Source organism: Aridibaculum aurantiacum, assembly GCF_017355875.1.
In the GTDB taxonomy this organism is placed as follows: domain Bacteria; phylum Bacteroidota; class Bacteroidia; order Chitinophagales; family Chitinophagaceae; genus Segetibacter; species Segetibacter aurantiacus.
Map to the genome: position 1 here is coordinate 1818491 of NZ_JAFEWC010000001.1, position 25620 is coordinate 1844110.

General features: G+C 42.1%; 26 protein-coding genes. 12 read left to right on the forward strand and 14 right to left on the reverse strand.

What is annotated here, in order from left to right; translation table 11 throughout:
- Positions 1–37 precede the first annotated feature (37 nt).
- Together J4N22_RS07545 and J4N22_RS07550 are read left to right on the forward strand one after the other, a co-directional pair.
- The gene (locus J4N22_RS07545) at positions 38–451 is read left to right on the forward strand and encodes an EVE domain-containing protein (protein ID WP_207493318.1); all 414 of its coding nucleotides are present in this window, start codon (positions 38–40) and stop codon (positions 449–451) included.
- Positions 452–638: 187 nt separating this feature from the next.
- On the forward strand, positions 639–1823 hold the full coding sequence (locus tag J4N22_RS07550) for a thiolase family protein (RefSeq protein ID WP_207493319.1): 1185 nt from the start codon (positions 639–641) through the stop codon (positions 1821–1823).
- Positions 1824–1940: 117 nt separating this feature from the next.
- Here the strand turns inward: J4N22_RS07550 and J4N22_RS07555 are convergent, their stop codons facing one another.
- From J4N22_RS07555 to J4N22_RS07565, 3 genes are all read right to left on the reverse strand, one after another.
- Entirely contained in the window at positions 1941–3155 is a 1215-nt protein-coding gene (locus J4N22_RS07555; RefSeq protein WP_207493320.1) for a gliding motility protein GldB-related protein, read from the reverse strand.
- A 108-nt stretch (positions 3156–3263) separates the two neighbouring features.
- Positions 3264–3773: a DinB family protein gene (locus tag J4N22_RS07560; protein WP_207493321.1), complete on the reverse strand. Its 510-nt coding sequence runs from the start codon at positions 3771–3773 to the stop codon at positions 3264–3266.
- Position 3774: 1 nt separating this feature from the next.
- Positions 3775–5460 (reverse strand): S8 family peptidase, encoded by a 1686-nt coding sequence (locus tag J4N22_RS07565; protein ID WP_207493322.1) that lies wholly within the window; start codon positions 5458–5460, stop codon positions 3775–3777.
- Positions 5461–5738: 278 nt separating this feature from the next.
- On the opposite strand from J4N22_RS07565, the gene J4N22_RS07570 reads away from it, so the two are divergent.
- On the forward strand, positions 5739–6287 hold the full coding sequence (locus tag J4N22_RS07570; RefSeq protein ID WP_207493323.1) for a hypothetical protein: 549 nt from the start codon (positions 5739–5741) through the stop codon (positions 6285–6287).
- A 57-nt stretch (positions 6288–6344) separates the two neighbouring features.
- Here the strand turns inward: J4N22_RS07570 and moeB are convergent, their stop codons facing one another.
- The 10 genes from moeB to J4N22_RS07620 all read right to left on the reverse strand — a co-directional run bounded on the left by moeB (position 6345) and on the right by J4N22_RS07620 (position 14929).
- Positions 6345–7496, reverse strand: coding sequence for a molybdopterin-synthase adenylyltransferase MoeB (moeB, locus tag J4N22_RS07575; RefSeq protein ID WP_207493324.1), 1152 nt, complete (start codon positions 7494–7496; stop codon positions 6345–6347).
- Between the two features lie 11 nt (positions 7497–7507).
- The gene (locus J4N22_RS07580; protein WP_207493325.1) at positions 7508–7786 is read right to left on the reverse strand and encodes a MoaD/ThiS family protein; all 279 of its coding nucleotides are present in this window, start codon (positions 7784–7786) and stop codon (positions 7508–7510) included.
- 9 nt (positions 7787–7795) lie between these two features.
- A complete protein-coding gene (locus J4N22_RS07585) occupies positions 7796–8212 on the reverse strand; it encodes a M67 family metallopeptidase (RefSeq protein WP_207493326.1) in 417 nt (138 codons plus the stop codon).
- A complete protein-coding gene (locus J4N22_RS07590; protein ID WP_207493327.1) occupies positions 8212–9141 on the reverse strand; it encodes a PLP-dependent cysteine synthase family protein in 930 nt (309 codons plus the stop codon). Before J4N22_RS07590 ends, J4N22_RS07585 begins: the two co-directional genes overlap by 1 nt.
- A gap of 207 nt (positions 9142–9348) precedes the next feature.
- Entirely contained in the window at positions 9349–10599 is a 1251-nt protein-coding gene (locus J4N22_RS07595; RefSeq protein ID WP_207493328.1) for a sulfate adenylyltransferase subunit 1, read from the reverse strand.
- A 17-nt stretch (positions 10600–10616) separates the two neighbouring features.
- Positions 10617–11948, reverse strand: a complete 1332-nt coding sequence (locus J4N22_RS07600; RefSeq protein ID WP_207493329.1) for a TSUP family transporter — start codon at positions 11946–11948, stop codon at positions 10617–10619.
- Between the two features lie 93 nt (positions 11949–12041).
- Complete coding sequence (cysD, locus tag J4N22_RS07605) at positions 12042–12950, reverse strand: sulfate adenylyltransferase subunit CysD (protein WP_207493330.1); 909 nt, start codon at positions 12948–12950, stop codon at positions 12042–12044.
- Between the two features lie 6 nt (positions 12951–12956).
- On the reverse strand, positions 12957–13655 hold the full coding sequence (locus J4N22_RS07610) for a phosphoadenylyl-sulfate reductase (RefSeq protein ID WP_207493331.1): 699 nt from the start codon (positions 13653–13655) through the stop codon (positions 12957–12959).
- 40 nt (positions 13656–13695) lie between these two features.
- On the reverse strand, positions 13696–14148 hold the full coding sequence (locus J4N22_RS07615) for an RrF2 family transcriptional regulator (RefSeq protein ID WP_207493332.1): 453 nt from the start codon (positions 14146–14148) through the stop codon (positions 13696–13698).
- A gap of 52 nt (positions 14149–14200) precedes the next feature.
- Entirely contained in the window at positions 14201–14929 is a 729-nt protein-coding gene (locus J4N22_RS07620; RefSeq protein WP_207493333.1) for an RDD family protein, read from the reverse strand.
- Between the two features lie 78 nt (positions 14930–15007).
- Between J4N22_RS07620 and J4N22_RS07625 the strand changes: the two genes are divergently transcribed.
- The 6 genes from J4N22_RS07625 (at position 15008) to J4N22_RS07650 (ending at position 21246) form a co-directional block, all read left to right on the forward strand.
- Positions 15008–16054 (forward strand): stage II sporulation protein M, encoded by a 1047-nt coding sequence (locus J4N22_RS07625; protein WP_207493334.1) that lies wholly within the window; start codon positions 15008–15010, stop codon positions 16052–16054.
- Positions 16000–16890, forward strand: a complete 891-nt coding sequence (locus J4N22_RS07630) for a hypothetical protein (protein ID WP_207493335.1) — start codon at positions 16000–16002, stop codon at positions 16888–16890. The genes J4N22_RS07625 and J4N22_RS07630 overlap by 55 nt, the downstream gene beginning before the upstream one ends.
- Complete coding sequence (locus tag J4N22_RS07635; protein WP_207493336.1) at positions 16891–17580, forward strand: DUF4129 domain-containing protein; 690 nt, start codon at positions 16891–16893, stop codon at positions 17578–17580.
- On the forward strand, positions 17580–18764 hold the full coding sequence (locus J4N22_RS07640; RefSeq protein WP_207493337.1) for a DUF4350 domain-containing protein: 1185 nt from the start codon (positions 17580–17582) through the stop codon (positions 18762–18764). The genes J4N22_RS07635 and J4N22_RS07640 overlap by 1 nt, the downstream gene beginning before the upstream one ends.
- Positions 18764–19741 carry an AAA family ATPase gene (locus tag J4N22_RS07645; protein ID WP_207493338.1) on the forward strand — a complete coding sequence of 326 codons (978 nt, stop codon included), beginning with the start codon at positions 18764–18766 and terminating at the stop codon, positions 19739–19741. Before J4N22_RS07640 ends, J4N22_RS07645 begins: the two co-directional genes overlap by 1 nt.
- Before the next feature lie 158 nt (positions 19742–19899).
- Positions 19900–21246, forward strand: a complete 1347-nt coding sequence (locus tag J4N22_RS07650; RefSeq protein WP_242692089.1) for a DUF58 domain-containing protein — start codon at positions 19900–19902, stop codon at positions 21244–21246.
- A 145-nt stretch (positions 21247–21391) separates the two neighbouring features.
- Here the strand turns inward: J4N22_RS07650 and J4N22_RS07655 are convergent, their stop codons facing one another.
- Entirely contained in the window at positions 21392–22711 is a 1320-nt protein-coding gene (locus tag J4N22_RS07655) for a 4Fe-4S dicluster domain-containing protein (RefSeq protein WP_207493339.1), read from the reverse strand.
- Positions 22712–22801: 90 nt separating this feature from the next.
- On the opposite strand from J4N22_RS07655, the gene J4N22_RS07660 reads away from it, so the two are divergent.
- The 3 genes from J4N22_RS07660 to J4N22_RS07670 all read left to right on the forward strand — a co-directional run bounded on the left by J4N22_RS07660 (position 22802) and on the right by J4N22_RS07670 (position 25496).
- A complete protein-coding gene (locus J4N22_RS07660; RefSeq protein WP_207493340.1) occupies positions 22802–23302 on the forward strand; it encodes a phosphoribosyltransferase family protein in 501 nt (166 codons plus the stop codon).
- A 184-nt stretch (positions 23303–23486) separates the two neighbouring features.
- Complete coding sequence (locus tag J4N22_RS07665) at positions 23487–24302, forward strand: alpha/beta fold hydrolase (protein ID WP_207493341.1); 816 nt, start codon at positions 23487–23489, stop codon at positions 24300–24302.
- Positions 24303–24392: 90 nt separating this feature from the next.
- On the forward strand, positions 24393–25496 hold the full coding sequence (locus tag J4N22_RS07670; RefSeq protein WP_207493342.1) for a sensor histidine kinase: 1104 nt from the start codon (positions 24393–24395) through the stop codon (positions 25494–25496).
- Positions 25497–25620: the final 124 nt, after the last annotated feature.

Genomic DNA, 25620 nt, shown 5'->3' on the forward strand with positions numbered 1-25620 from the left:
TATAGCTTTTTTACTTTTTACTTTTGAATTTTGATTTATGAATTATTGGTTGATAAAATCTGAACCATTTAAATATTCCTGGGATCAGTTTGTAAAGGATAAGCAGACGTTTTGGGATGGTGTGCGTAATTATGCTGCGCGTAACAACCTGCGTGCAATGAAGAAGGGTGATGAAGCATTCTGGTATCACAGCAATGAAGGACTGGAAATAGTGGGCATTGCAAAAGTTGTGAAGGAAGCATACCAGGATCCAACTACGGATGACCCTAATTGGGTGGCGGTAGATTTTAAACCGTTAAAGAAACTGAAGAAGCCGGTGTCGCTGGCTACTATCAAACAGGATAAGAGATTGCAGGATATGCAGATCATCAAGCTCAGCCGCTTGTCGGTGAGTGCCGTAACGGAAGATGAATGGAACGTGATCATGGATCTTGCAGGTATGCATGGTTGATGTACTACAGCTGGGATGGGTGCATAGCGATATAACCGTACAAGTGAGTGACACAACAATGTTGAAGCAAGTACTTTGACTGGTAACCTAAACTTGTTTTTTTACAATCTGCACATCCACAATCGCTGCTATCTTTGCCGCGCCTTTGGATTATTTAATTTGACTTAAACAAATACGATTGCCAATTATGACGAACAAAGAAGTTTACATTGTTTCTGCTGTGCGTACCCCAATGGGAAGTTTTGGTGGCGCATTAAAAGATATTCCTGCACCACGCCTGGGAGCTATTGCTATTAAAGCTGCCGTAGAACGCGCTGGCATTTCTCCTGACCAGGTAGATGAAGTACTGATGGGTTGTGTGATACAAGCCAACCTGGGACAGGCGCCTGCACGCCAGGCAGCGAGGTATGCCGGCCTTCCTGATAAAGTAATTGCGACTACTGTAAATAAGGTTTGCGCCAGTGGTATGAAAGCTATATCGCAAGGTGCGCAAAGCATTATGCTTGGCGACGCTGATGTAGTAGTAGCCGGCGGAATGGAAAATATGAGCGCGGTGCCTTTTTATGTAGAGAACATGCGCTGGGGTAATAAATACGGCGCTGTACAGATGTTAGATGGACTACAAAAAGATGGCCTTACCGACTGCTATAGCACATTCGCTATGGGTTGCGCTGCTGATGCGCTTGCTTCAATAAGCAAGGTTAGCCGCGAAGAACAAGATGCCTTTGCCACTGAAAGCTATAAGCGTAGCCAGGCGGCATGGGAGAGTGGTAAGTTTGACGAAGAAGTAGTGCCGGTGGAAATACCTTCTAAAAAAGGAGACCCAATAGTGGTGGCGCGTGATGAAGAGCCATGGAATGTTAAGTTTGATAAGATCGCTTCGCTGCGTGCTGCTTTTAGTAAGGAAGGAACGGTAACAGCTGCCAACGCCAGTACTATGAATGATGGTGCTGCTGCAGTAGTGCTTATGAGCAAGGAAAAAGCTGATGAGCTAGGTATAAAGCCAATCGCACGCATCCGCAGTTATGCTGATGCAGAACAGGAGCCTGAAAATTTTACTACTACACCAAGCATTGCTGTTCCTAAAGCGGTAAAGAAAGCCGGCCTTGAAATGAAGGATGTGGAATACGTAGAACTGAATGAAGCATTTAGTATAGTAGGTATTGTAAATACGCAGCGGATGGAACTGGATCCTGCTAAAGTGAATGCCAACGGTGGTGCTGTTTCGCTAGGTCATCCATTAGGTTGTAGCGGTGCACGTATTATTGTAACCCTGCTGAATGTACTAAAACAAAATAATGCAACCATAGGCGCTGCCGGTATATGTAATGGTGGTGGTGGTGCAAGCGCAATGGTGGTGGAGAGATTGTAGAACCACGATTGAGTGGATTGAAATCAGATTTAGAGGAAATAGCGCTTAGTAAAATCTTAAAAAAAGAACAAGCCCATGATCTTTCATGGGCTTGTTCTTTTACATCAACTATGTTATCTATGGGTTGCTTGCCATCTTTGCAATCTTTTCTTCATAACCGCTATCAGCCAGAAACTTTTTGAAGTCCTGTATCTCCAGGATGTCTTTTACTGCCTGCTTTTTATCAACGGCTTTATCGTAATAAGCTTCGCAGATTTTATAGCCAATATAGTATCCAAGGTCAGCCGGGTAATCTTTTGCTGACATACCATTGTACAGCCATTCGTCCACGTCTTTGCCGTGCATTTGTTTGCTGAATTTTTCCCATAGTTCTTTCTCGTGGCGGTTGCCATAGTCGTGGATGCGGCTATTGATGTTGTAGCCAAGCACCAGTTGTGTTATAAAATCGCAGAGGCCTTCCACGGTGCACCTGCCAAGCAGCGACGGATCCCACTTTGATTTCTCTTGTATATGAATATTCTCGTGAACTACTATACCAAGCAGTTTGGAAGTATCAGTAAGAACGCTGCGTTCCCACTCGCCAATACCTGCAGTGTCTAATTGCGAAGGGTTTAAAAAGAACTCAGTGCTGATAAGCTGGCCACCACCACCATCTGCTGTTCCAAAAGAATTTAAATGTGCTACAATGAAAGTAGTAGGAGGGAAAATCGCATCAGGATATAGTTCTTTTATTTTTCTTGCTGCTTCTTTTATAGCAGGTTTATAGTTCTTTACCTGTAGTGTTATTGGTCTGATGCTCTCATAATATTTCTGCCTCTGGCGCACCGACTCCAGCAGGTTGGTGGCGCGGCTTTGCATTCTTACTTCATAAAAAGTGCGAATGCCTGGCGAGCCTTTTACTATGTATTCACTGGTAAAAAGTTCATCTGAATTTTTATCATGGATCCTATCGAACAGGCGCCAGAAGTTATCTATATCTTCTGTACGTATTTCCATAGCAGCAGGATCAGCATATTTATCCCTATTGTTTTGTATGGTAGTGGCAATTTGCTTCCAATGAGGAGTAGTAGTGATAAACTTCAGTTTACTCTTCGTAGTAATGTACAAGGTATCAAACATGCCTTTTGAAGCGGCTTGTTTTACCAGTTCTATGGCAGCTGCTGTATCTCTTGAACCCATTTTTAGAACCGCTCCGTTCAGCAGTGCGTTGGGTGTTTGCAGGTAAATGTTATTCCTGAAATAGAAGTAGTCGTCAAACCGGAAGTTCTGTTGCGAGGATACTTTGGAGAAAGTTAATGATAGCAGTACAACCAGGAACATTGCATATTTCATTGTGCAGATTTTGCACAAAGAAAATATTTAGCGCATTAGTTGTTTTCACATATCCATGTGGTTTATACAGCTACTGCTCCTGCATATATAAATGGAAAATGAAGTTGATTACAGGTAGCGTTCGCTGATAATATTCTGGTGGTGAAGCAGGTGCCCGTATATAATAAAGCAAATAGCATGTACAGTTACCGGGTTGTCATTGGCAAAACCTTGTTGTTGCAGTTGCTCTTCATCAAAGCTGAGCAACAACAGGTTGGTTGATTGACGGGTGCACTCAAACTCTGCTAACAGGTCATCCCACGGACGATCGCTTGCCTTACTATTGGCTGCATATGCTACTTCATCAAAACCAGGAAGTGGTGTGGTGTCTTTACGAGCCAGGCGTAATGCACGGTAAGCAAAAATGCGTTCAGTGTCTATAACGTGCTGTAGCATTTCTTTAAGATCCCATTTACCTTCGGCATAGCGATGCGTATGCTTTTCTACCGGGATATTTCTCCAGAAGGTTAGGATGTCCTTGCTGTAAGTTTCTATTGCTGCAGGTACATCGTCTACCTGTACCAATGAAATGTAATTGGCATAGTAAGCAGGAAAAGTTCCGGTTGCAGGTCGTGGCATATTATTGTTTTACAGGCATGTTCTTAAAAGTGGACGGAGGAAGTTGTTCCTTTTTTACCTCCTTTACTTCAGGCTGCAAGGTAGATGCTAATTTGATAGCTCTATAAGCATTGATCTTTCCACCTGAGGTACATAATTCACTGTATGCAGTCTTCTCTTTTGAACCTGGTTTGTTAACAGGCGTATTATCAAATTTATCAACCGATGCTTCAATTGCATATTTCACCTGCTTAGCCGACAGCTTAGGAAAATGCGAACGAATGATTGCTGCCACACCACTCACTACTGGTGCCGCCATACTTGTTCCTTTTTGGAAACCATAAGCATTACCACCTGGTAGTGTTGAGTAAATCTTTACGCCGGGTGCAAACACATCTACGCTGCTTTTTCCATAGTTGCTAAAGTCTGCTACAAGATTGTTTGAAACAATAAAATCGCTGCTGGCACCAACAGAAATGAAATTAGATGCGGTACTGTTGTATGTCTTCAAATTCCTGTTAGGATAGCTGGCTTCTTCGTCATTATTTTTCCCATCGTTTCCTGCTGCGTGAACCAGAAGAACGTCTTTCAATTCAGCATAGCGTACTGCTTCGTCTACCCACTTCTTCTCAGGAGAAAGTCCTTTTCCAAAACTCATATTGATCACCTTAGCACCGTTATCTACAGCATACTTGATAGCTAAGGCAATGTCTTTATCATATTCATCACCATCGGGTACGGCACGGATGGTCATGATCTTTACATTAGATGCTACTCCATCTACACCTACGCCATTATTGCGTTCTGCTGCTATGATGCCGCTTACGTGAGTGCCATGTGTAGGCGAAGGTCCCATTACATCATTGTTGCCATAGTACCTGTCGCCAATGTTGAAGTAGTCATCTTTGATGATCTCTTCGCGGTAATTTACCGGCGCGATCTCTTTTGCATCCTGCGCCATTTTCTTATCAGCTAAATATTCTTCTAGTTGAGAGAACATGCTAGTATTGGTCTCTTCGCGTTCCATCTCGGTTATCTTTAAAAAAGTGAGATAACCCATTTTGGCTTGCTTACCTGGTTGAGTGGTAGGTTGAAATTTTTCTACTTCTTCAGCAGTAAATGATTCTTTCTTCATTTCGCTGATCAAAACCTTTTCATGTTTTTTAGCTGCCTTGTATGCTACTTCCAAAAACATAACAGCAACCTGCTCATCACGATCTATGTTCAATAGTTCAGCAGCCTTCTTCCATAAAGCATATTCTTCTTTTTCTGTGCTGGTAAGTTTTGACTCATCAATGTGCTTCTTATCAAACTTTTCTTTGTAGCGGTGATATACGCGGCTGGCCTCCATAGATTCTTTGCCAATATTGCGTCCATCTTTTCCGCCAATAAAATTCCATCCATGCACGTCGTCTATATAACCATTGCCATCATCATCTATACCGTTTCCAGGTATCTCTTTTGTATTTCGCCAGAGTATATTCTTAAGGTCTTCGTGTGCAGTGTCTATACCACTATCAATAACAGCCACAACAACAGGTTGGCTTTTTTTACCTTTTAGAAAATCGTAAGTGCGCTGGAGGCTGATACCATGAAGACTATCAGAACCAGGATCAAGAAGGTGCCAACCTTTGAGATCGGCCTGTGCATTAGCAATAAAATGTATGATAAGTAACCCGGCAAGGATCGTTATTTTTCTCAGTTGCATTCAATAAAATTTATCGTCTACAAATTTGCGTAATGCATTCCACTGTTCTTCCGTTTCCGCCAGTTTTAGGAATACATTAATTCCCAGTGCCTTACAACAAATACTTTGGGTCCAAGATTTCTTCTGCTATTCATCATCCTGTTTCTCTTGTGCCGGTGACAAGCATCATAAACATATGCATGGCTTTGGAATATTTTAGTGATGCTTTAGATGTGATAGGAATGGATAAAGAGCAGGTTGGCGTAGTTATTTTGTAAGAATCTGAAAAATATAGCTTTATGGATCAAAGAACCTTTACCGCTACTACCGTAGATGAAGCATGGGAGCAGTTCTCTACCGATATAACCTGGCAGGAAAGTCCAAATAATTATCGTGCAGTTATCAATACCGGTAAGTATAAAGTAGACCTTGAGACTGTAAAATCAGTGGGTGGGGGAGACGAAGGATGGGGATTTGAACAGACAACTTTTCGTGCTGCACTTCCTGCAAGTAATACCTTCAAGTTTGCTATTACTCCCGAAGATTTTCTTAATCGGATAGGAAAGTTTTTTGGTATGCAGGATGTGAAAGTAGGCTATCCTGAATTTGATGATAACGTACTTGTACAAACTAATGATGAGGTAAGGCTGAAGCAGCTGTTTGCTGATGAAACTTTACGGACAGTGTTCCAAAATCTTTCAGGTTATTCTTTTCACATTGATAAAACAGACCAGACTGAAGAAGATCATCTTCACCTGGTAATTCAACGGGCGCTTACCAATCCTGCTGACCTGCGTAGAGTGTTCTCGGTTTTTTATCATGTGCTTTCTACGTTAGATCCACGATAAAATTTATAGGTTGTTGATGATAAAAAAGAAGCGGCTCAAATTTGAGCCGCTTTCTATTTATACCGTTTGCTGTGTCTTTTGTAAATAAGCCGTTATGCCTCCTTTCAAATTATACAGGTTGGTGAAACCATGTTTTTCCTCCAGTTCACGAATGGCTTTTGCACTGCGTCCACCCAGTTTGCAATGAACCACTACTTTTCTATGCTTGTCTATTTTTTCTGCATTCTCCGCTACTGTGCCTAATGGAATAAGCAAGGCTCCAATGTTCACTTCCTCGTACTCATTTGGCTCCCGTACATCTATCACCTGGAAATTTTCTCCTGCTTCGCGCCAGCTTTCAAATTCTTCTACAGAGATCTCTTTAATGGTTTTTTCTACAGCCTTCATACCACAAAATTGTTCGTAGTCTATAAGAGCTGTGACTGTTGGATTCTTACCATTCACCGGGTTGTTTTCATTGCGCTTAATGTTGAAGGTGCGTACTTCAAAAGTGAGTGCATCGAACACAAAAAATCTACCCGACAATGTTTCTCCAATGCCTGTTACCACCTTGATCACTTCATTGGCTTGCAGGCTGCCTATGATGCCCGGAAGCACACCCAATACTCCGCCTTCTGCACACGATGGAACAAGTCCTGGTGGCGGAGGCGTAGGATAGAGGTCGCGGTAATTAGGACCTAACTCACCTGCTGCATTTGTATAGTTGAAGACAGAGACCTGTCCTTCAAATTGAAAAATGGAAGCATAAACATTCGGCTTATTTAGCAGAACACATGCATCATTTACCAGGTAGCGTGTTGGAAAGTTATCAGTACCATCAGCCACTACATCATATTCTTTGATTATTTCAAGTGCATTGGCTGAGGTAAGTTGTGTGTTGTAGGTAATGATATTGAGGTGCGGGTTAAGCGATTGCAGCCTTTGTTTTGCAGCCTCTACTTTTGGTTTACCTATTTCCTCCACTCCAAAAAGTACCTGGCGTTGCAGGTTGCTATCGTCCACTACATCAAAATCTACAATACCTATAGTGCCTACCCCGGCAGCAGCCAGGTAAAGCAAAACAGGACTGCCTAAACCGCCGGAACCAATTACCAGTACTTTGGCGGCTTTTAATTTTTTCTGTGCCTCTAAACCAAATTCGGGGATGATGATATGCCTGTTGTAGCGTGCATATTCTGCCGGTGAAAAAGTTATATTTTCTGTACTCATGTGTATGTATGTTAGAAGGTTCCTCCTGCAATTGCAGGAATTATGCTGATAACCGTTTCTTCTTTTACAGCTGTATTTTCCTGTTGCAGATCGCGGATGTCATCGTTGCCAACAAATATGTTTACGAACGAACGGATATTTCCTTGATCGTCTAACAGGTGTTTTTTCAGGTCAGGAAAATTCAGGATCAATTCATCAACTGTTTCTTTTATAGTGGTAGCCTGTACCTGCAATTTTGCGCTGTTGTTGGTAAACTTGCGTAATGGTGTTGGAATTAAAATAGTAGCCATTATGTGTTTTTAATTAGTGATAGTTTCTTCTTCAAATTGAAAATCATCATTCAATCTCCACGATTGAATATTTGCAAAAGCTCCATCCATTATGGAAGCAATTACATACGAAAAATAAGGCTGCGCGGCCACCCGGTCGTGCTCCGATGGTACCGATGGATGATTAGGATGTGAATGATAAATACCCAGCAATTGCAGGTTGTTATCTTCAGCCCATTGCTCAGCTTTCATATAGTCCATAGGAGATACAAGGTATCTTCTCTTCTTGTCGCCTTCTTTAGAATTGATGACTGGTAAAATGGCTGTTATTATTCTTTCTTCGCCATCTTCTTTTCCTGCCATGAAGCCGCAGCATTCATCAGGAAAAGTCTTTTCTGCATCAGCCACCAGTTCTTGAAATGAATTCGCTTGAAATTGTATTGCCATTAAACCAGTCGTTTTATTACTTCACTGTACTTGTCTGCATTATCAGGTAAAACAGTAACTATAGTTCCTTGTTCTATTTTCTCCGCTACTTGTATTGCACCTGCAAGGTTGGCCGCCGAAGATGGGCTCAGGTGCAGTCCTTCCAGCTTGATTGCCTTTTTTAAAATTTCGTATGCTGCTTCGGTGGATACTTGCAGGTTTTCATCTGCTACGGTAGCATCGTAAATGGCCGGTACTGCAGCAGTCTCTAAATGCTTCCATCCTTCCAGTCCATGCAGTGCAGAGTCGGGTTGAAGAGAAATATATTGAATGCCTTGCTTTAGCTCTTTCAATCTTCTACTTGTTCCAATAAATGTGCCTGTAGTACCAAGGCCTGCTACAAAATGCGTGATGCCCGGAACGTCTTTCAATATTTCTTCAGCAGTGAATAAATAGTGTGCTTTCCAGTTATTGTTGTTCTTGTATTGGTCCGCGTAAAAATATTTACCTGGTTCGTTTGCAGCCAATGCACGTGCTTCTTCCTGTGCGCCGTCTGTGCCTTCAAAGGGTGATGTGTAAATGATCTGTACACCCAGGTTTTCAAGTATTTCTTTACGTTCTTTACTTGCATTGCCCGGCAGACATAGCGCCACCTGAATCCCCAGTTCCTTTGCAATGGAAGCATATGCTATCCCTGTGTTGCCACTGGTTGCATCTAATAAAATCTTATCACTGGTTAGTTCATTGTTCTCAATAGCCGAACGAATGATATTATATGCAGCTCTTGCCTTCACACTTCCACCTAGTTGTTTCCATTCCTGCTTTGCATAAATAGAAACACCGGGTTTATTATACAGGTTTTCTATTTTGACCAAAGGCGTATTTCCAATTTTATCCTTTACTTCCTCCAACCGTTGTAGCAAAGGTTTATCTATAATTTCCTTTTGCATTTGTTGATCATTAAAAATAATAAAGCTCCACGCGGGGTGGAGCTTTATAAATATTTAAATAAATACTCTCCACATGTTATCCATCACTATGGCAACAGCATACATGTACGCAAAGAAGAGCAATCGCTATTTTCATCTTTTCAAAGTTAGCCATATGCAGGTGGTTCAAAATGTGAAATTGCATTAACAGTAACTGCCGGCTGTTTTTTATAGGTGTTGAATAAAACCAACTGCCACGGTAGTGTTTGAAAACTCATTGATCAAGATGAATGCACCGTTCCTTGAGTTTTCTGCATACAGGTCCGCAAATATGGGCTTAGCTGTTTTTAAATTCACCTTGCCGATGTCATTCAACTTAAAGGATGATACTTCCGTATTCTCTTCCATAGTCTCCAGGTTAAGCACACTTGTAATGCCTGTCACTTTTGCTTTCACAACATGTACGCCATGTTGCAGTAAATAAGCCTGGCCAGGTGCTAATTTATCTTCGTCCATCCAGCATAGGGTGGCGGTAAAGCTGTTAACCTGCTGGTGCTTACTGTTTGCCGGTACAATCATATTCCCACGGCTGATGTCTACATCATCTTCCAGTTGTAACACCACACTTTCACCTGCTTTGGCTACCAATCGTTCCTCTTCAGCTACAGTTATAGTGCTGATAGTGGAAGTTTTCAATGATGGTAAAACCACCACCTTTTCACCGGCTGATAAAGTGCCGCTGATTAATTTTCCTGCATAGCCGCGGAAGTCATGGTGTTCGTTGCTATGCGGCCTGATAACAAATTGTACAGGAAATCGTGCCGGTAAAGTGTCGTCTTTCTGGTGCACTGCTAATGCTTCCAGGTAATGTAAAAGAGGTTCTCCGCTGTACCAGTTCATTCTTGCAGAATGTTCTACTACATTATCTCCATATTTAGCTGCAATTGGTATAAATATCAATTGGCCTTCAAATCCAATCTTTGTTGCAAGTTGTTGTACCTCTTCCGTTATCTGCACATATACCTGCTCGTCAAAACCAACCAGATCCATTTTATTTACACACACAAATACAGTTTGTACATGCAGTAAAGCGAAAATTGACAGGTGACGTTTCGTTTGCTCCCATACACCATTACGTGCATCCACTAGTATGATAGATGCTTCAGCATTGGATGCACCGGTGATCATGTTGCGCGTATACTCCACGTGTCCGGGAGTATCGGCTATTATATACTTCCTTTTTTCGGTAGTGAAATAGATATGCGCAACATCAATGGTGATGCCTTGCTCTCGTTCAGCTATCAGTCCATCTGTTAGCAGCGACAGGTCTACAAAGTCTAAACCTTTTCTTTTGCTACTGGCTTCTACTGCTTCTAGTTTGTCTTTGGTAATAGACTTGGTATCGTACAACAATCTCCCGATCAATGTGCTTTTACCATCATCTACGCTGCCTGCTGTAGCTATGCGAAGTATATCCATTGTTACTGCTTTATCTTTTATGCGAAACTTTTTATGATCATTCTTATACACCAGATGATGACCATGACGCCAACGGCTATCATCATCGTTTTTCTTGGAAGTTTACCTGCCAGTCGTGCTGCAAATGGTGCTGCTATAGAACCTCCGATCAATAAACCAAGTACTACATTCCAGTGGCTGATACCAACGGTAAAGAAGAAGGTGAACGCACTTGAGAATGTAACGAAGAACTCGGTAAGGCTTACTGTACCTACTGTATAACGAGGATTTTTCCCTTTAGAAATCAATGTACTCGTTACTATAGGTCCCCAGCCTCCGCCACCAAATGAATCTAGAAAACCACCCACCCATGCAAGCCAGCCAACACGTTTCACCTTCACCGTTTTTTTCTGCAGCTGAAATGCTTTCATCAGAATTTTTACACCGAGGAACATGGCATATAATGCAATGATCGGCATAAGGTATTTGCCTGCTTTTTCACCAATATACACGAGGGCGATAGCACCTAGTACGGCACCAATCACTCCGGGTATAACCAGGTGTTTGAATAATTTTTTATTTACGTTTTTAAAACGATAATGGCTGAAGCCGGAAATGCCGGTTGTAAATATTTCTGATGTATGTATAGCGGCACTTACAGATACAGGATTTACTCCTGCAGAAATAAGACATGTGGCCGAAGTAACGCCGTAACCCATACTTAACATGCCATCTACCATTTGCGCCAGGAAGCCTGCTAAAACAAATAGAAAGAACCTTCCGGTCAGGTGTGGCTTTACACCAGTCCAAACATCGGCTATAGGAGGTAAGGGTAAATAAGAAATGATGATGTGGCCGATGACCATCAACGAAAATGCAATAATGAAATAGGTAGCCAGGTTCTTCCAGTGAAGCTCGCCATTGTGCAGCTTCTGCAGGAAAGAAGTGGTAGGCAATGAAGATGGATCATGCGTGTCATTGAGAGAGAAATCGCTTAGTTCAGGTGCACCGGCAACGTGAGTAAGAATATTGAACAGCGATGCCTGGTGTTTTATTTCTTCATTAAGTTCTGCATTATCAGTAGCTGCTAAAAGTAGCTGCACACCTTCCAGGTCTGAAGCAAGGTGATCTCTCTCTTCCACCTGTAGTTGCTTATGCTGTGTTGCAAGCGCTTTGATCTTATCACTGACAGTTGGTGCAATGACCGAGATAGCACTCATCTTATACCTGCTAATGAGTAAGCTGATCAGTTCGCAGGCTTGTTGGCCGCCACCAATCACTACAAGCTTCAGTTCATCTGTTTGTATCCAAACAGGTAAGACCGTTGGAACAGCTGGTGATTTGGTAGTATGCCTGATAACGTCGATCATTCTTTGTTATACCCGTTGGGCGTGATTCTGTTGCTGTTAATAAAACAGTTTTTCCTGGTGTGTATATAGCAAGTAGCAATCGAAGTAATAGGCTTAGAAATAGCCCTGGTTCTTTCTTTTTTCCATAGCCGCTTCCGAACGCTTATCGTCTATGCGTGCACCGCGTTCAGATATAGTGGCTTCTTTTATTTCATCAATGATGGTATCAATATTATCTGCTTCAGAAAGTACGGCAGCAGTGCAGGTCATATCGCCTACGGTTCTAAAGCGTACGGTAGCTTTAAAAGGCACTTCATCTTCAGAAGTGTTCAGGAAGTTGGAGTATGGCCAGTACAAACCATCACGTTCTATGATCTCTCTTTCGTGAGAGAAGTAGATAGATGGCAGCGCAAGATTTTCTTCCTTTATATAATTCCAAACATCCAGCTCGGTCCAGTTAGAAATAGGGAATACCCTTACATTCTCGCCCACATTGATCTTGCCATTCAGCATGTCAAAAACCTCTGGCCGTTGCTTGCGTGCATCCCATTGACCAAAATCATCACGAACAGAGAAAATGCGTTCTTTCGCCCTGGCTTTTTCTTCATCACGACGGGCACCACCAATGCATGCATCCAGTTTAAGTTCTTCAATGGCGTCGAGCAGTGTTACTGTTTGCAATACGTTCCTGCTTGCATACTTGCCTGTTTCTTCTTTTACTTTACCCTGGTCTATAGAATCCTGCACATTGCGTACGATCAATCGTATGCCTGTATGCTTTGCCAGCCAATCGCGAAATTCTATTGTCTCGCTAAAATTGTGACCTGTATCTATATGCAACATTGGAAAAGGAACACTTGCAGGATAGAAAGCTTTCCTGGCAAGATGTACCAGCGTAATAGAATCTTTACCACCTGAGAACAGTAGTGCAGGACGTTCAAATTGTGCTGCTACTTCACGAATGATATAGATAGCCTCATGCTCTAACTCTCTAGGAAAAATACCTTGTTGTTTGTCGTTCATAAGAAATTATTTTACCAGGTGGAGACCGCATTCTTTATGCGATGTTTCCCACCACCAGCGTCCGGCTCTTGCGTCTTCACCTTCGGATATAGCCCTTGTACAAGGAGCGCATCCAATGCTTAAGAATCCTTGGTCGTGTAACGGGTTGTATGGAACCGCATGCTCCTCCAGGTATGCCAGTACTTCATCAAAAGAATAGTGAAGCAGCGGGTTGATCTTGTAGATCTTTCTTTCTTCCAGCCACTCTACTACTGGTATATTTTTACGATGATCGTTTTGCGCAGACCGCAAGCCTGTTATCCAAACTGCAGTATCCTGCAGTGCACAGTTCAGCGGTTCTACCTTTCTTACGTTGCAACACAATTGACGATTAGCTACAGACTCGTAAAAAAGATTTACACCATGTTCTTTTACCATGTGCTGCACAGCATCTGCCTGCGGAAAGTATACATCGATCTTTATTTTATACCGAGCAGTTGTCTTGTCTAATGTGTCGTAAGCCTGGTAAAAAAGCCTGCCCGTATCAATAGTGAAAATATGAATGTCGATCTGGTTACGTGCTATGATATCCGTCAGCATTTGGTCTTCCTGGCCAAGAGAAGAGGAGAACCTTGTCTTGCCTGGAAATAAGGCAGCGGTCTGCTTTAGCGCTTCCTCTATAGGTAGTGTAGCGAATAACTGCTGTAGTTGTGGTAATTGCTGCATTTGCTGCTGAATTGAAGCGAAAGTACAACAAAAGCAATTACTATACCTTTTTAGTAGACTTTATAGTTTTTGGTAAAACTTCTTTACCCGACACCAGGTCTTGCAGGGTTTTGTTCTCAACAATTGCCAGCGTAGCATCGCGTACATTCTCCATTATATTATGCAGTCCGCAGTTCCTTTCGTCGCAGTTAGCACATTTTTGATAGAAGTATAAACTAACGCACGGCAGCATAGCAATTGGGCCATCTACAGTGCGTATTATATTGGCTATAGAAGTGGAAGTGGGATGATCGCGCAGGTAGTAGCCTCCGCCTTTGCCTTTCTTGCTTTCCAATATGCCTACATTCTTAAGCTCGAGAAGTATGCGCTCAAGAAACTTTATAGGAATATTTTTTTGTTCCGCTATTTCAGTAATCAGAACTGGTCCCTGCTGGTATTTATCTACCAGCAACGTGAGTGCCCTGAAAGCATATTGCGCTTTGTGTGAAAGCATGTATTGGAGAAACTTTAATTGAACTGAAATATAATAAACAAACTTCCGCTTCTTACAACTGCGCCGTAAGATGATTGTAATCGGCCAGTATCATCCTTAGAAAATCTGTCGGCTCCTGGTGTTGACTTCGTATGCTTAATACATCTTCCAGCTTTTGCTGTGCCTGGTAAGCAAGGCTAGGATTCCTGCTTTTAGATACACTCACCAAAACATCTTTTACCAGTTGTATATCCGCGTCGCGCAGGTTTACAACTTCAGGATAGGTAACCCTATATTCAAAGGAAGGCGTAGGCGTGTAAATGGTATCAGCAAAACTGGTTTTATTATTTGTTTTTACCAGAACAGTACCCGCCAGCAAATCGCCCAGCCGTTGTTTTTTGTCGGTTACAGCTACCATCACTAATGCTACTATGCTACCGGTAAATGTAAAATCGATGAGCCTGAACACCCAACGGATCAGGTACTGGCTTAAAGCTGGTTGCTCGCCGTTAAGGCTTACCACTTTTATATCCATCACTCTCTTACCTACACTTTGTCCATTGAGCACAACCTCGCATAGCAGGTCGTAAAACAAGATGGGTAATATAAGCACAAGCGTAAGCACCATATTGCCAGCCACAAAATCGAAGAAGTTACTAAAGCCAATGATGGCTAAGATGACCAAACCATACGCAAACAGGATACAACCATCAATGATGCGTCCAAGTATCCTGTCGCCAAGGCTTCCTAATTCGTAGTCTACGGCTATATTCTGCGACGTGGTGATGCTGATGGTGTTCATACGTTTGCAAATAAATTTTAAATCGGACACATAACATCCAATTTGTCCATTATTTTTACGCGTAGCTAATAGCCCTACATGCGCGAAGCCCAATTTTTGAAACAAAACGCTGAGAAGTGGAAGCAATACGAAGCTGAGATCAAACAACAACAGCATCCTGATCTATTGGCGGACCGTTTCATTGAGTTAACCGACGACCTGAGCTACGCACGAACATTCTATCCTAAAAGTTCTACTACCCGCTATCTTAACGGCCTCACGGGTTTGTTTCACCAGAAGATATACAAGAATAAAAAGGAGAAATCATCCAGGATATGGAACTTCTGGCAGTTTGAGCTGCCTTACCTCTTTGTTGTTTACCGCAAGCAGTTCATATATGCCCTGGCATTCTTTGTTGTGTTTTGTGCCATGGGAGCACTATCTGCCAAGTACGACGAGAATTTTATTCGCCTGATACTCGGCGACAACTATGTAAACATGACCAATGAGAACATTGAGAAAGGTGATCCTTTCGGTGTGTATAAGCATGGTGGACAGGCTGAGATGTTCTTTGCGATTGGCTTCAATAATATACGTGTTGCTTTTATAGCTTATATGATGGGTGCTTTCTTTTCAGTAGGCACGCTTTGGATCATGCTTAGCAACGGGCTTATGCTTGGCTCGTTTGAATATTATTTCTTTTCAAAAGGGCTTGGTCTTAAAAGCATCACGGTTGTTTTTATACATGGTACATTGGAAATATGGGCTATTGTTATTGCCGGTGCGGCAGGTCTTATTTTAGGCAATAGTATCCTGTTTCCCGGTACATACAGCCGCGCAGTATCTATAGAACGTGGTGGAAAAGATGGATTGAAAATAGTGGTAGGCCTTGTGCCTGTATTTATAGTAGCTGCGTTTCTTGAAGGATTTGTTACCCGTTATAGCAACATGCCTTTGCCTATTAGTTTATCTATACTGGCTGGCAGTGCAGCCTTTATTTGCTGGTATTTTTTTATTTACCCAAAACGTTTACAAAAAAGAGTGGATGCTGCATTGAGTAATGAAGCAGTGGAAACAGAAAATTTCAACCTATGGCTCAACAAAAAGTTGATCTCAGAAAAGTCAGGGATTTTAGCGAAAACCTAAATGATACATTTCAATTTCTTAAGCAGAATTTTAAACCTTTAATCACTTATGTATTAGGCATAGCAGGGGTTTTTATGCTGGCTGCAGCCATACTAAGTGGCATGTATCAAAGCGATACCAATACCTTATTTGAAGACATTTTTAGCGGAACACGTACCAGTCGCCAGCCGTACGAAATATTCACCGGCTTGTATTTCCTGGTCATCGTTTTTGCGTGGCTAACTGGTGTTGCCATGCAGGTGGTTATAACTGCATACCTAAAAGTGTATGATGAACTGGGTATGGAAACTCCAACCTTTGACCAGGTATGGACGGAGTTTAAAAGATACTTTGCCAGGATCAGCATTTTTAATATTCCACTATTTATAGTAACCGTTATCGGCTTTATGTTTTGCCTGGTGCCAGGTATATATTTCGCTGTTGTATTTGCGCCTTTTGTTGCTATTATTATGAATGAGAATGAAGATTTCTCAGGCGCATTCAGCAGGTGCTTTACGCTTATAAAAAACAACTTCTGGATGTCGCTGGGTATCTACTTCGTTATTTTTTTAATAAGTTGGTTTAGTTCTGGTGTCATCTCATTCATTGTTGGATTGATAACCGGCTTGATCTCCTATTTAACTACGCACGATGTAAAAGCAACAGTTACCATTGTTACTTCAGTTCTGAATGTGTTCGCTTTTATCTTCTATATCCTTTTCTTTTTATCCGTTACCTTAAATTATTACAACCTTGCAGAACGATTTGATGGAACAGGCATCCTGCGCAGGTTAGATACATTAGGTAGTGCGGATAAACAGGGTGGTCATCATTTAAATGCCGAGGAAGAATACTAGATGCGTTATTTCATTCTTTTCATGTTGATGTTGCTTTCCACGAATGTATGCGTGGTGCATGCACAGGAGCGTGAACTTCCTGCTGTGCAGGTAAGGCAATTCGATAAAGCTGCTTTAGAAGAATTGAAGAAGAATGAAGATTATCAGTATGACAGGCTTGCAAAACCATCCAACAACTTGTGGCAGAAATTCTGGCGCTGGTTCTGGTGGAAGGTAGATCAGCTGTTTGAAACAGAAAAGAGCAGGAGCAGGTTGTGGATGATCCTGATCGTTATAGGACTAATTGGAGTTGCCTTTGCTGGATGGAAGATATCGAAGATGAACAAAGGTGGCTTCTTTGCTGGTGGAGCTGGTAAAGGTTTGGAGTTCACCGTAGGGAGCGAAGACATTCACCAGATTTCGTTTCAAGAAGCCATCAACGATGCAATAGCTGCTAAAGATTACCGGCTTGCTGTAAGATTGTTGTACCTGCAATCGCTAAAAATAATGGCCGACAATAGCATCATAGACTGGAAGCTGAACAAGACCAACAGCGACTATGTGCGGGAAGTAAAAGACAGGCCATGGCAACCATTATTCAGCAGGCTTACCTACCAGTTTGAATATGCATGGTATGGAGAAGCGCATGTAACCGCAGAAGGTTTTGAAGACCTGAAGCAAGCATTTACACAACTACATAAACTGGTATAGTGAGAGCATATAAATCATTCATCCTCATTTTTATTGCTGTGCTCACGCTGTACATTATAGCTGAGGTCAATAAGCCCAAGCCTGTTGACTGGAGGGTAACGCTAAGTAAAACTGATAAGAATCCTTTTGGATGCTCTATATTTTTTGACAGGTTAAAGGATGTGTTTCCCGGCGCTGCCGTGCAGTCGTATCGCATGCCGGTATACAACCAGCTAAATAACTTTGATGGATACAATAACGCCTACTTGCTTGTAAGCGAAAGCCTGCCGGTTTCTGATACGGATGTAGAGGAGATGCTTGAATTTGTAAGCCAGGGAAACTATGTTCTTGCATCTGCCAGCAATCTTTCTAAAAGCTTGCTCGATACGTTAAAACTAGATACGGAACAATTTCTTACTGCTTTTTCGGCTGACTCAGCTACCATCAATTTTACTGATCCGGCTATACGCTCTGCTAAAGATTATTCGCTGAGGAGAAACACGCTTAATGAATATTTTTCTAAAATAGACTCAGCAGGTAGTGCCATTCTTGGGGTGAACAATAAAGGACAGGCTAATCTTGTACGCATTCCTTACGGTGAAGGTTTTTTCCTGGTGCATGCAAATCCTTTAGTGTTTAGCAATTACTTCATACTTCATAAAGATAACGCCGCTTATACGGCTACAGTACTGTCGTACCTGCCTGCTACAGTAGAACGCATCATGTGGGATGAATACTATAATCTTGGTCCATTAGGCGCTGCTACTCCTTTGCGCTTTTTTCTTAGTAACGACTACTTAAGATGGGCCCTGAGATTATCGCTTATTGGTATGTTGCTCTATGTACTTTTTGAAATGAAAAGACGTCAGCGCATCATACCTGTTATTGCGCCATTACGAAATTCCACTGTACATTTTATTAAAACCATTGCTACTGTTTTTTTGCAGCAAAAAGACAACAGGAGTTTGGCTGGTAAAAAGATCACATACTTTTTGGAGTTTGTTCGTAACAGGTATTTCATAGCTACCAATCATTTGAATGAGGAGTTTGTGGAGTTGCTGTCGCGCAAGAGTGGAGTAAGTAAAGAAGAGACCAATCATTTGGTTCAACTTATATATTCTGTACAACAGGCTGAGCAGGTGCCTGATAACTACCTGCTGGTATTAAACAACAAGATTGATCAATTTTATAAACAGGTTCAATAATGGAATTGGAACAACAAGCAGCCAGTGAAGAACTGGTTCAACTTCGCGAGGCGATGCAACGCGTAAAAGCAGAAGTGGCAAGAGTGATAGTAGGGCAGGAGGAGATGATCGATCTGCTATTGGCAGCAATACTAGCCGATGGGCATGTGCTGATAGAAGGAGTGCCGGGTGTGGCTAAAACGCTCACCGCAAAACTCATTGCACGTTGCTTGGATGTGCCATTCAGCCGTATCCAGTTCACGCCTGATCTTATGCCTAGTGATGTTTTGGGAACATCTGTTTTCAACCCCCAGAATGCAAACTTCACTTTTAAGAAAGGGCCAATTTTCAGCAACCTTGTACTGATAGATGAAATCAATCGTTCGCCTGCAAAAACGCAGGCTGCACTATTTGAGGTGATGGAAGAAAAGCAGGTAACTTATGATGGAACTACTTATCCCATGCCTCCGCCTTTCATGGTTTTGGCTACACAAAACCCGATAGAACAGGAAGGAACATACCGCCTGCCTGAAGCGCAGCTCGATCGTTTCATTTTTAAAATAGAAGTGAAATATCCAAACCTCGAGGAGGAGATTCTGATACTGGAACATACGCACAGCGGCAAGACAACCCATTACAATGAAGAAGTGGAACGGGTGCTAAGTGCAGATGATATCATCCGTTATCGCCAGCTGATAAACAGCCTCCGCATTGAGCCAAAGGTTATGCGTTACATTGCTGAACTAGTATATGAAACGCGTAACAACCGTTCACTTTTCCTGGGTGCGTCGCCGCGTGCTTCTGTAGCTATTTTAAGAGCATCAAAAGCAATAGCTGCTATGAGCGGTCGTGATTTTGTAACGCCTGATGATGTGATAAAAGTTGTTCCGTCAGTACTACGACATCGTGTGCTGCTAACACCTGAAAAAGAAATGGAAGGCAGTACACCGGATGAGGTGATTGATAGTATTGTAAAGAAGGTAGAAGTGCCGAGGTAGATTTTTAGTTAGACGTTAGGGGTTAGGGATTAGAGATTGGAGACTAGAGATTAGTGATTGGGGTTGGAGGTTTTAGATTATATTTTAAAGTTGAAAGATTAGAAAACAGAAACCAGGAACCAGAAACAAAAAAGAGACACAAAATTTCGCTCACTTACTTGAAGCAATTCATCAAATACTACATTGGCTCGTTGTTCCTTACACCTCGATTGTATGGAGGCATCTTTGTGTGCGTGGTGCTGTTTGTTACGCGCTTTTTTATTGGCTGGTTAGGTATTATACCTTACCTGGCTCTATTGATATTGCTGGGGCTATTCATACTGGATTACCTGTTGTTGTATACAAAAGAACAGGGCATATTTTCTAAGCGAACACATGCCGAAAGGTTTAGTAACGGAGATGAAAATGCTGTGCGTATCGACCTGGAGAACAGGTATGGGTTTGATGTGCAAGTAAAGATCATCGACGAAATTCCTCACCAATTTCAACGGCGCGATGTACTGTTTCAAGCTTTCTTAAAAAAGGGTGAAGCCTCTGCTGTTCATTATAGTCTTCGTCCTGTAAAAAGAGGTAGTTACAATTTTGGTTCAACAATCATCTTCGTGAATAGTAGCCTAAACCTGCTTCGCCGCAGGTATAAGTTCCACCAGCCGGCGGATGTACCTGTGTATCCAGGATACCTGCAAATGCGCAAGTACCAGTTGATGGCCATCAGTAACCGACTGAATGAAGTGGGCGTAAAAAAAGTGCGCAGGCTCGGTCACAGTATGGAGTTTGAACAGATAAAAGAATATGTGCAGGGTGATGATTATCGCACGGTGAATTGGAAGGCTACCGCAAGGAAAGGGCAGCTAATGGTAAACAATTTTACCGACGAAAAAAGCCAGCAGGTATACTGTGTTATAGATAAAGGCAGGGTTATGAAAAGCCCGTTTGAGGGCTTGAGCCTGATGGATTATGCTATCAATGCATCGCTGGTGCTAAGTAATGTTGCGCTTACCAAACAGGATAAAGCAGGTATCATTACATTCAGCGAAAGGGCCGGAGCATTTTTAACGGCCAACAAAAAAGCTACCCAGATGCACAGCATACTGGAGCTGTTGTACAACCAGAAAACGCGCTACCTGGAAAGTGATTTCGAACAGTTGTACATCAACATCAGGAGAAACATTAACCAGCGCAGCCTCATTGTTCTTTTCACCAATTTTGAGTCGTTGAGTGGTATGCGCCGTCACCTGCCATACCTGCGCAAGATTGCCCAGCATCACTTGCTGCTAACTGTATTTTTTGAGAATACCGAACTTCAGCAAATACTGCTGACACCTGCCAAAACAGTGGAGGATGTTTATGTAAAAACTGTAGCTGAAAAATTTGCTTTTGAGAAACGCCAGATAGCAAAAGAACTGCAGCAATATGGTATACTTTCTATACTTACACCACCGCAGCAGCTTACTATCAATACCATCAATAAATACCTGGAGCTAAAGGCACGGCAGGCGATTTAGGGGTTTGAAGTTTGAGGTTGGAAGTTGGAAGTTGGATGTTTAAGGTTTAAGGTTTAAGGTTTAATGTTGACTGTGTGGTTGGTTTTGAATTTTGAATTTTGACTTTTGACTTTTGAATTCGCAAATCAACCTAATCAGCCTTTCATTATCCCATCTCCTGTGCCCATTTATCTCTTTCATCGGGTGAGAATTTCCATGGCGCAAAGTTGTTTTCAATATTGCTGAACATGCCATTCCATTCCTGTGGCGCATTGCTTTCTTCCATGATCAGGTGGCGGCGAAGCTGGACAATGATATCTAATGGGCTGATGCTAACAGGACATTCTTCTACACAAGCCTGGCAGGTAGTGCATGCACGCAGTTCTTCAGCAGTGATATAATCGTGCAACAATGTTTTTCCATCATCTTGAAACTTTTTGTTCTTGCTGATGTTCCTGCCGATCTCTTCCATCCTGTCGCGGGTATCCATCATTATCTTACGCGGGTTCAGCTTCTTGCCGGTTATATTAGCCGGGCATGCTGCAGTACATCTTCCGCATTCGGTACAGCTATAGGCATCCAGCAGGTTTTTCCAGCTAAGGTCAGGTACATCTTTAGCACCAAACTTACCCGGCACCTGGTCGCCGGTAGCAGTAGGCGCCAGTTCTGGTTGCATAGCATACAACACCTCGTTTTGTATGTCGGGCATATTTGTAAAACGTCCCATTGAAGCAGTACTTGCATAATATGCATTTGGAAAAGCCAATACTACGTGAAGGTGCTTTGAGTAAGGCAGGTAATTTAAGAAGAACAATACGCCGGCAATGTGAAGCCACCAGCTTGTTCTTTCAATAGCCACCAGCGTGGACACGTCCATTTGCGCAAACAAAGGTGTTATCAATCCTGAAACCCAAAAATTACCTGTCTGGTAATAATGTTCTGCTCCCAGTTGTTGCAGTGCCTTATCCGATGCATTCATGATCAGGAAAAGGCTCATTAACACAATCTCCATGATAAGGATATAGTTCGCATCGCTCTTCGGCCAGCCATTCAGCTCTGCACGGTTCAGGCGATTTACCTTCTTTACATTCCTGCGATATAAAAAGCCAATACAAACAGCTATTACGCCTAAGGCTAAAATTTCAAAGGCATTGATGAGGAAGCCATAAACTGGTCCAAGTGTAGGTGCAAACATGCGGTGTGTACCAAAGATGCCATCCAGTATTATCTCTAAAATTTCTATGTTGATTATGATGAACCCGGCATAGATAACGAAGTGCATGATGGCCACCACCGGGTACTTAAACATCTTCTTTTGACCCATGGCCAACAACAATACATTGCGCCACCGCTCGGCTTTATTGCCATGCATTTCTACGTCCTGGCCCAATAGAATATTTCCCCTGATGATTTTTACGTTTCTTATAAAGAACCATATAGCAAAGCCTGTTAGAAGTACAAATAGTACCTGCTGAATTAATTGCATAGTGAATGATTACGTTTGCAAGATAAAGTTTTTGCATCTTGCACCTGTTGCACCTTTTTCTTTTTACGGCGTTATTTAAAACCTATACCAGTGGCACACAAGAACATCATTCTTACCAAGGAAGTAGCATGGAAAAAAATGGAACGAATGGCTTTGGAAATAGCGGGTGAACTCCACGATGAAAAAGATCCGCTTATTATAGTTGGCATCAATGGTAGTGGAATGGTGGTGGCTGAAAATATGCACCGTTTGCTTGAGCCATTGTTGTCGATGCCTATCCAGCTTATAACCTGCATTATCAATAAGCGGGAACCTATTAATATTTCTTACGATGCCAATGTTGATTTCAACAAACAGAATGTACTACTGGTAGATGATGTGACCAGCAGCGGACGCACCTTATTGTATGCTCTCAAGCCATTGCTCGAATACTTTCCTAAGCGAATACAAACGCTTTCGCTGGTAGAACGTATGCATAAAAGTTTTCCTGTAAAGATCGATTACATTGGTTTATCCATAGCCAGCACACTGCACGATCATATAGTGGTAGAAGTGGAAGGGAGCGAAGTAACAGGCGCATATATGCAATAGGTTTTTGCATAATAAGACTACTTATATCTGCACTATATGTTGATGATTTAAAGAAGCCTTAGCACCATGAAAATGGGCGGTGATGGTATTGCATAAAATCATCATACATTTTAGGGTAAATTATTTGCTGTAATATTGTGTACTTCTTCATCCTTCAGCCCTTCAAATTTTTAAACATTTTTCTATGACTAGCAGTAAGCCATCTACTTTAGCGCGCAACAATGTTCGGATATTTGGAAAAGGTGATCAGCCCATGTTATTTGCTCACGGGTTTGGATGTGACCAGAACATGTGGCGCTTTATGACTCCGGCATTTGAAGAAAATTATAAGATCATATTGTTCGATTACGTTGGTTCAGGTAAATCAGATTTATCCTTTTATAACCGTGAACGTTATGGCAACCTGAACGGCTATTCAGAAGATGTTTTGGAAATATGTGAAGAGCTGGAGCTTACTGATGTCATCTTTGTAGGACATTCGGTAAGTAGCATGATCGGCTTGCTAGCAGCTATCAAACAACCTGAAAGATTTAGCAAACTTATTATGGTTGGTCCATCTGCACGATATATAAATGATCTGCCTTCTTACATAGGTGGATTTGAAAAGAAGGATATAGAAGAGCTGCTGGAAACAATGGAGAAGAATTACATTGGCTGGGCTAATTTTCTTGCGCCGGCTATTATGAAAAATCCTGACAAGCCTGAACTTGGCGAAGAGCTGGCTGAAAGTTTTTGTTCTACTGATCCTGTAATAGCCAGGAATTTTGCAGAGGTTACTTTCTTTTCTGATAACAGGGATGATCTTTCAAAAGTTCGTGTGCCTTCGCTTTTGTTGCAATGCTCAGATGACCTGATAGCACCTTTGGAAGTAGGAGAATATCTTGCCAATGCTATTCCCGGAAGTACGCTGAAGGTAATGAAGGCAACCGGTCATTGTCCGCATATGAGTGCCCCTGATGAAACCATCTCACTGATAAAAGAATACTTGTCTTATAATTAATTGGTACCAGTAGAAGATATATATCGAGTAGCGCCGTGTGGGATAATTGCGTTCAATGTTGCTGGTGCAGTTAAATATGCCAACAATTCTATGTTGGATAGCCTGCAATACAACCTGGAGGAGCTGTATGAAAAAAACATTGAGCAACTCTTCACTTTATCTACACGCATTTTTTTCCAGACACATCTTCATCCTATGCTAAGGCTGCATGGATCAGCCAATGAAATATTTATTAGCCTCATGGCTAAAGACAGGACAGATGTGCCTGTACTGCTAAATGCATCTAAAGCGGTAATGGCTGATGAGGACGTTTACATTTTTGCGTGTATAACCGTGAACCAGCGGCGTAAGTACGAAGATGAAATACTGCAGGCAAAACGTGCGGCTGAGGATGCATTGAACAAGAACGAAGAACTACTGAAGGCAAAGCAACAATTGGAGCAAGGCCAGGAAGAACTGGATAAACAAATGTCCCAGTTACTGTATCGCAATAACGAGCTGGTTCAATTAAGCGACCTGGTAGCACATGACCTTCAAGAACCTGTACGTAAGATCAGTGTTTATGGAGGAGAGGTTTTAAGAGATGCCGGCAATGTATTAACAGAAAGATCGCAGGCGCACCTGAATACGGTAATGCGTTCTACCATAAAGATGAAAGATGTGCTGCGAAGCCTGCAGGATTATATGTACATCTCATCGCACCAGGGCACCGTAGAACTGGTTGACCTGCATAAGGTAGTACTCAATCAACTGAATGTTATTTCCAACCAATTTCCTGATGTGGCGTGTAAGGCGGATGTAGAAATACTGCCAAAGATACCTGGTGTAGCTGTGCAGCTCAATATGCTGTTTTACCAGTTGCTAAAAAATGCTTTCGTTTTCAAAAAGCCTGAAGGCCAGTTGCACATCAGCATTTCTGGTTCAATGATCAAAGAGAATGTGTTTTACGCTACCAAAGAAAAATACAGGTATACAGATCATGTTTCTATAACTATACAGGATAACGGCGAAGGATTTGATCCTAAGATGGGCGATCATATTTTCAAGATGTTCAAAAAAGCTTCTACTCACCAGGTTGGATTAGGAGTAGGGTTGGCTATTTGTAAACGTATAGTTGAAAACCATAGAGGCAAAATCAATGCGTATTCGCATCCTGGCGAAGGCGCTACTTTTAGAATAATACTACCAATCTAGTTCGGTCATTTTCCATTTCTTATTACCTGCTGATTACTATCAGCAAAATCACTGATGTCACTCATATTTATCGGGGCAACACGCAGTTATCTTTGTTTCAACAAATCAAATAAAGCTTACCGAT

Excerpts from the sequence above, each read along its gene's own strand:
- J4N22_RS07620 (WP_207493333.1), bottom strand. The coding sequence starts at position 14,929 with ATGAACACCATCAGCATCACCACGTCGCAGAATATAGCCGTAGACTAC.
- J4N22_RS07645 (WP_207493338.1), top strand. The coding sequence starts at position 18,764 with ATGGAATTGGAACAACAAGCAGCCAGTGAAGAACTGGTTCAACTTCGC.
- J4N22_RS07570 (WP_207493323.1), top strand. The coding sequence starts at position 5,739 with ATGGATCAAAGAACCTTTACCGCTACTACCGTAGATGAAGCATGGGAG.
- J4N22_RS07545 (WP_207493318.1), top strand. The coding sequence starts at position 38 with ATGAATTATTGGTTGATAAAATCTGAACCATTTAAATATTCCTGGGAT.
- J4N22_RS07615 (WP_207493332.1), bottom strand. The coding sequence starts at position 14,148 with ATGCTTTCACACAAAGCGCAATATGCTTTCAGGGCACTCACGTTGCTG.
- J4N22_RS07665 (WP_207493341.1), top strand. The coding sequence starts at position 23,487 with ATGACTAGCAGTAAGCCATCTACTTTAGCGCGCAACAATGTTCGGATA.
- J4N22_RS07565 (WP_207493322.1), bottom strand. The coding sequence starts at position 5,460 with ATGCAACTGAGAAAAATAACGATCCTTGCCGGGTTACTTATCATACAT.
- J4N22_RS07600 (WP_207493329.1), bottom strand. The coding sequence starts at position 11,948 with ATGATCGACGTTATCAGGCATACTACCAAATCACCAGCTGTTCCAACG.
- J4N22_RS07550 (WP_207493319.1), top strand. The coding sequence starts at position 639 with ATGACGAACAAAGAAGTTTACATTGTTTCTGCTGTGCGTACCCCAATG.
- J4N22_RS07580 (WP_207493325.1), bottom strand. The coding sequence starts at position 7,786 with ATGGCTACTATTTTAATTCCAACACCATTACGCAAGTTTACCAACAAC.
- J4N22_RS07625 (WP_207493334.1), top strand. The coding sequence starts at position 15,008 with ATGCGCGAAGCCCAATTTTTGAAACAAAACGCTGAGAAGTGGAAGCAA.
- cysD (WP_207493330.1), bottom strand. The coding sequence starts at position 12,950 with ATGAACGACAAACAACAAGGTATTTTTCCTAGAGAGTTAGAGCATGAG.
- J4N22_RS07590 (WP_207493327.1), bottom strand. The coding sequence starts at position 9,141 with ATGCAAAAGGAAATTATAGATAAACCTTTGCTACAACGGTTGGAGGAA.
- moeB (WP_207493324.1), bottom strand. The coding sequence starts at position 7,496 with ATGAGTACAGAAAATATAACTTTTTCACCGGCAGAATATGCACGCTAC.
- J4N22_RS07560 (WP_207493321.1), bottom strand. The coding sequence starts at position 3,773 with ATGCCACGACCTGCAACCGGAACTTTTCCTGCTTACTATGCCAATTAC.
- J4N22_RS07610 (WP_207493331.1), bottom strand. The coding sequence starts at position 13,655 with ATGCAGCAATTACCACAACTACAGCAGTTATTCGCTACACTACCTATA.
- J4N22_RS07595 (WP_207493328.1), bottom strand. The coding sequence starts at position 10,599 with ATGGATATACTTCGCATAGCTACAGCAGGCAGCGTAGATGATGGTAAA.
- J4N22_RS07585 (WP_207493326.1), bottom strand. The coding sequence starts at position 8,212 with ATGGCAATACAATTTCAAGCGAATTCATTTCAAGAACTGGTGGCTGAT.
- J4N22_RS07655 (WP_207493339.1), bottom strand. The coding sequence starts at position 22,711 with ATGCAATTAATTCAGCAGGTACTATTTGTACTTCTAACAGGCTTTGCT.
- J4N22_RS07555 (WP_207493320.1), bottom strand. The coding sequence starts at position 3,155 with ATGAAATATGCAATGTTCCTGGTTGTACTGCTATCATTAACTTTCTCC.
- J4N22_RS07635 (WP_207493336.1), top strand. The coding sequence starts at position 16,891 with ATGCGTTATTTCATTCTTTTCATGTTGATGTTGCTTTCCACGAATGTA.
- J4N22_RS07670 (WP_207493342.1), top strand. The coding sequence starts at position 24,393 with ATGTTGGATAGCCTGCAATACAACCTGGAGGAGCTGTATGAAAAAAAC.
- J4N22_RS07630 (WP_207493335.1), top strand. The coding sequence starts at position 16,000 with ATGGCTCAACAAAAAGTTGATCTCAGAAAAGTCAGGGATTTTAGCGAA.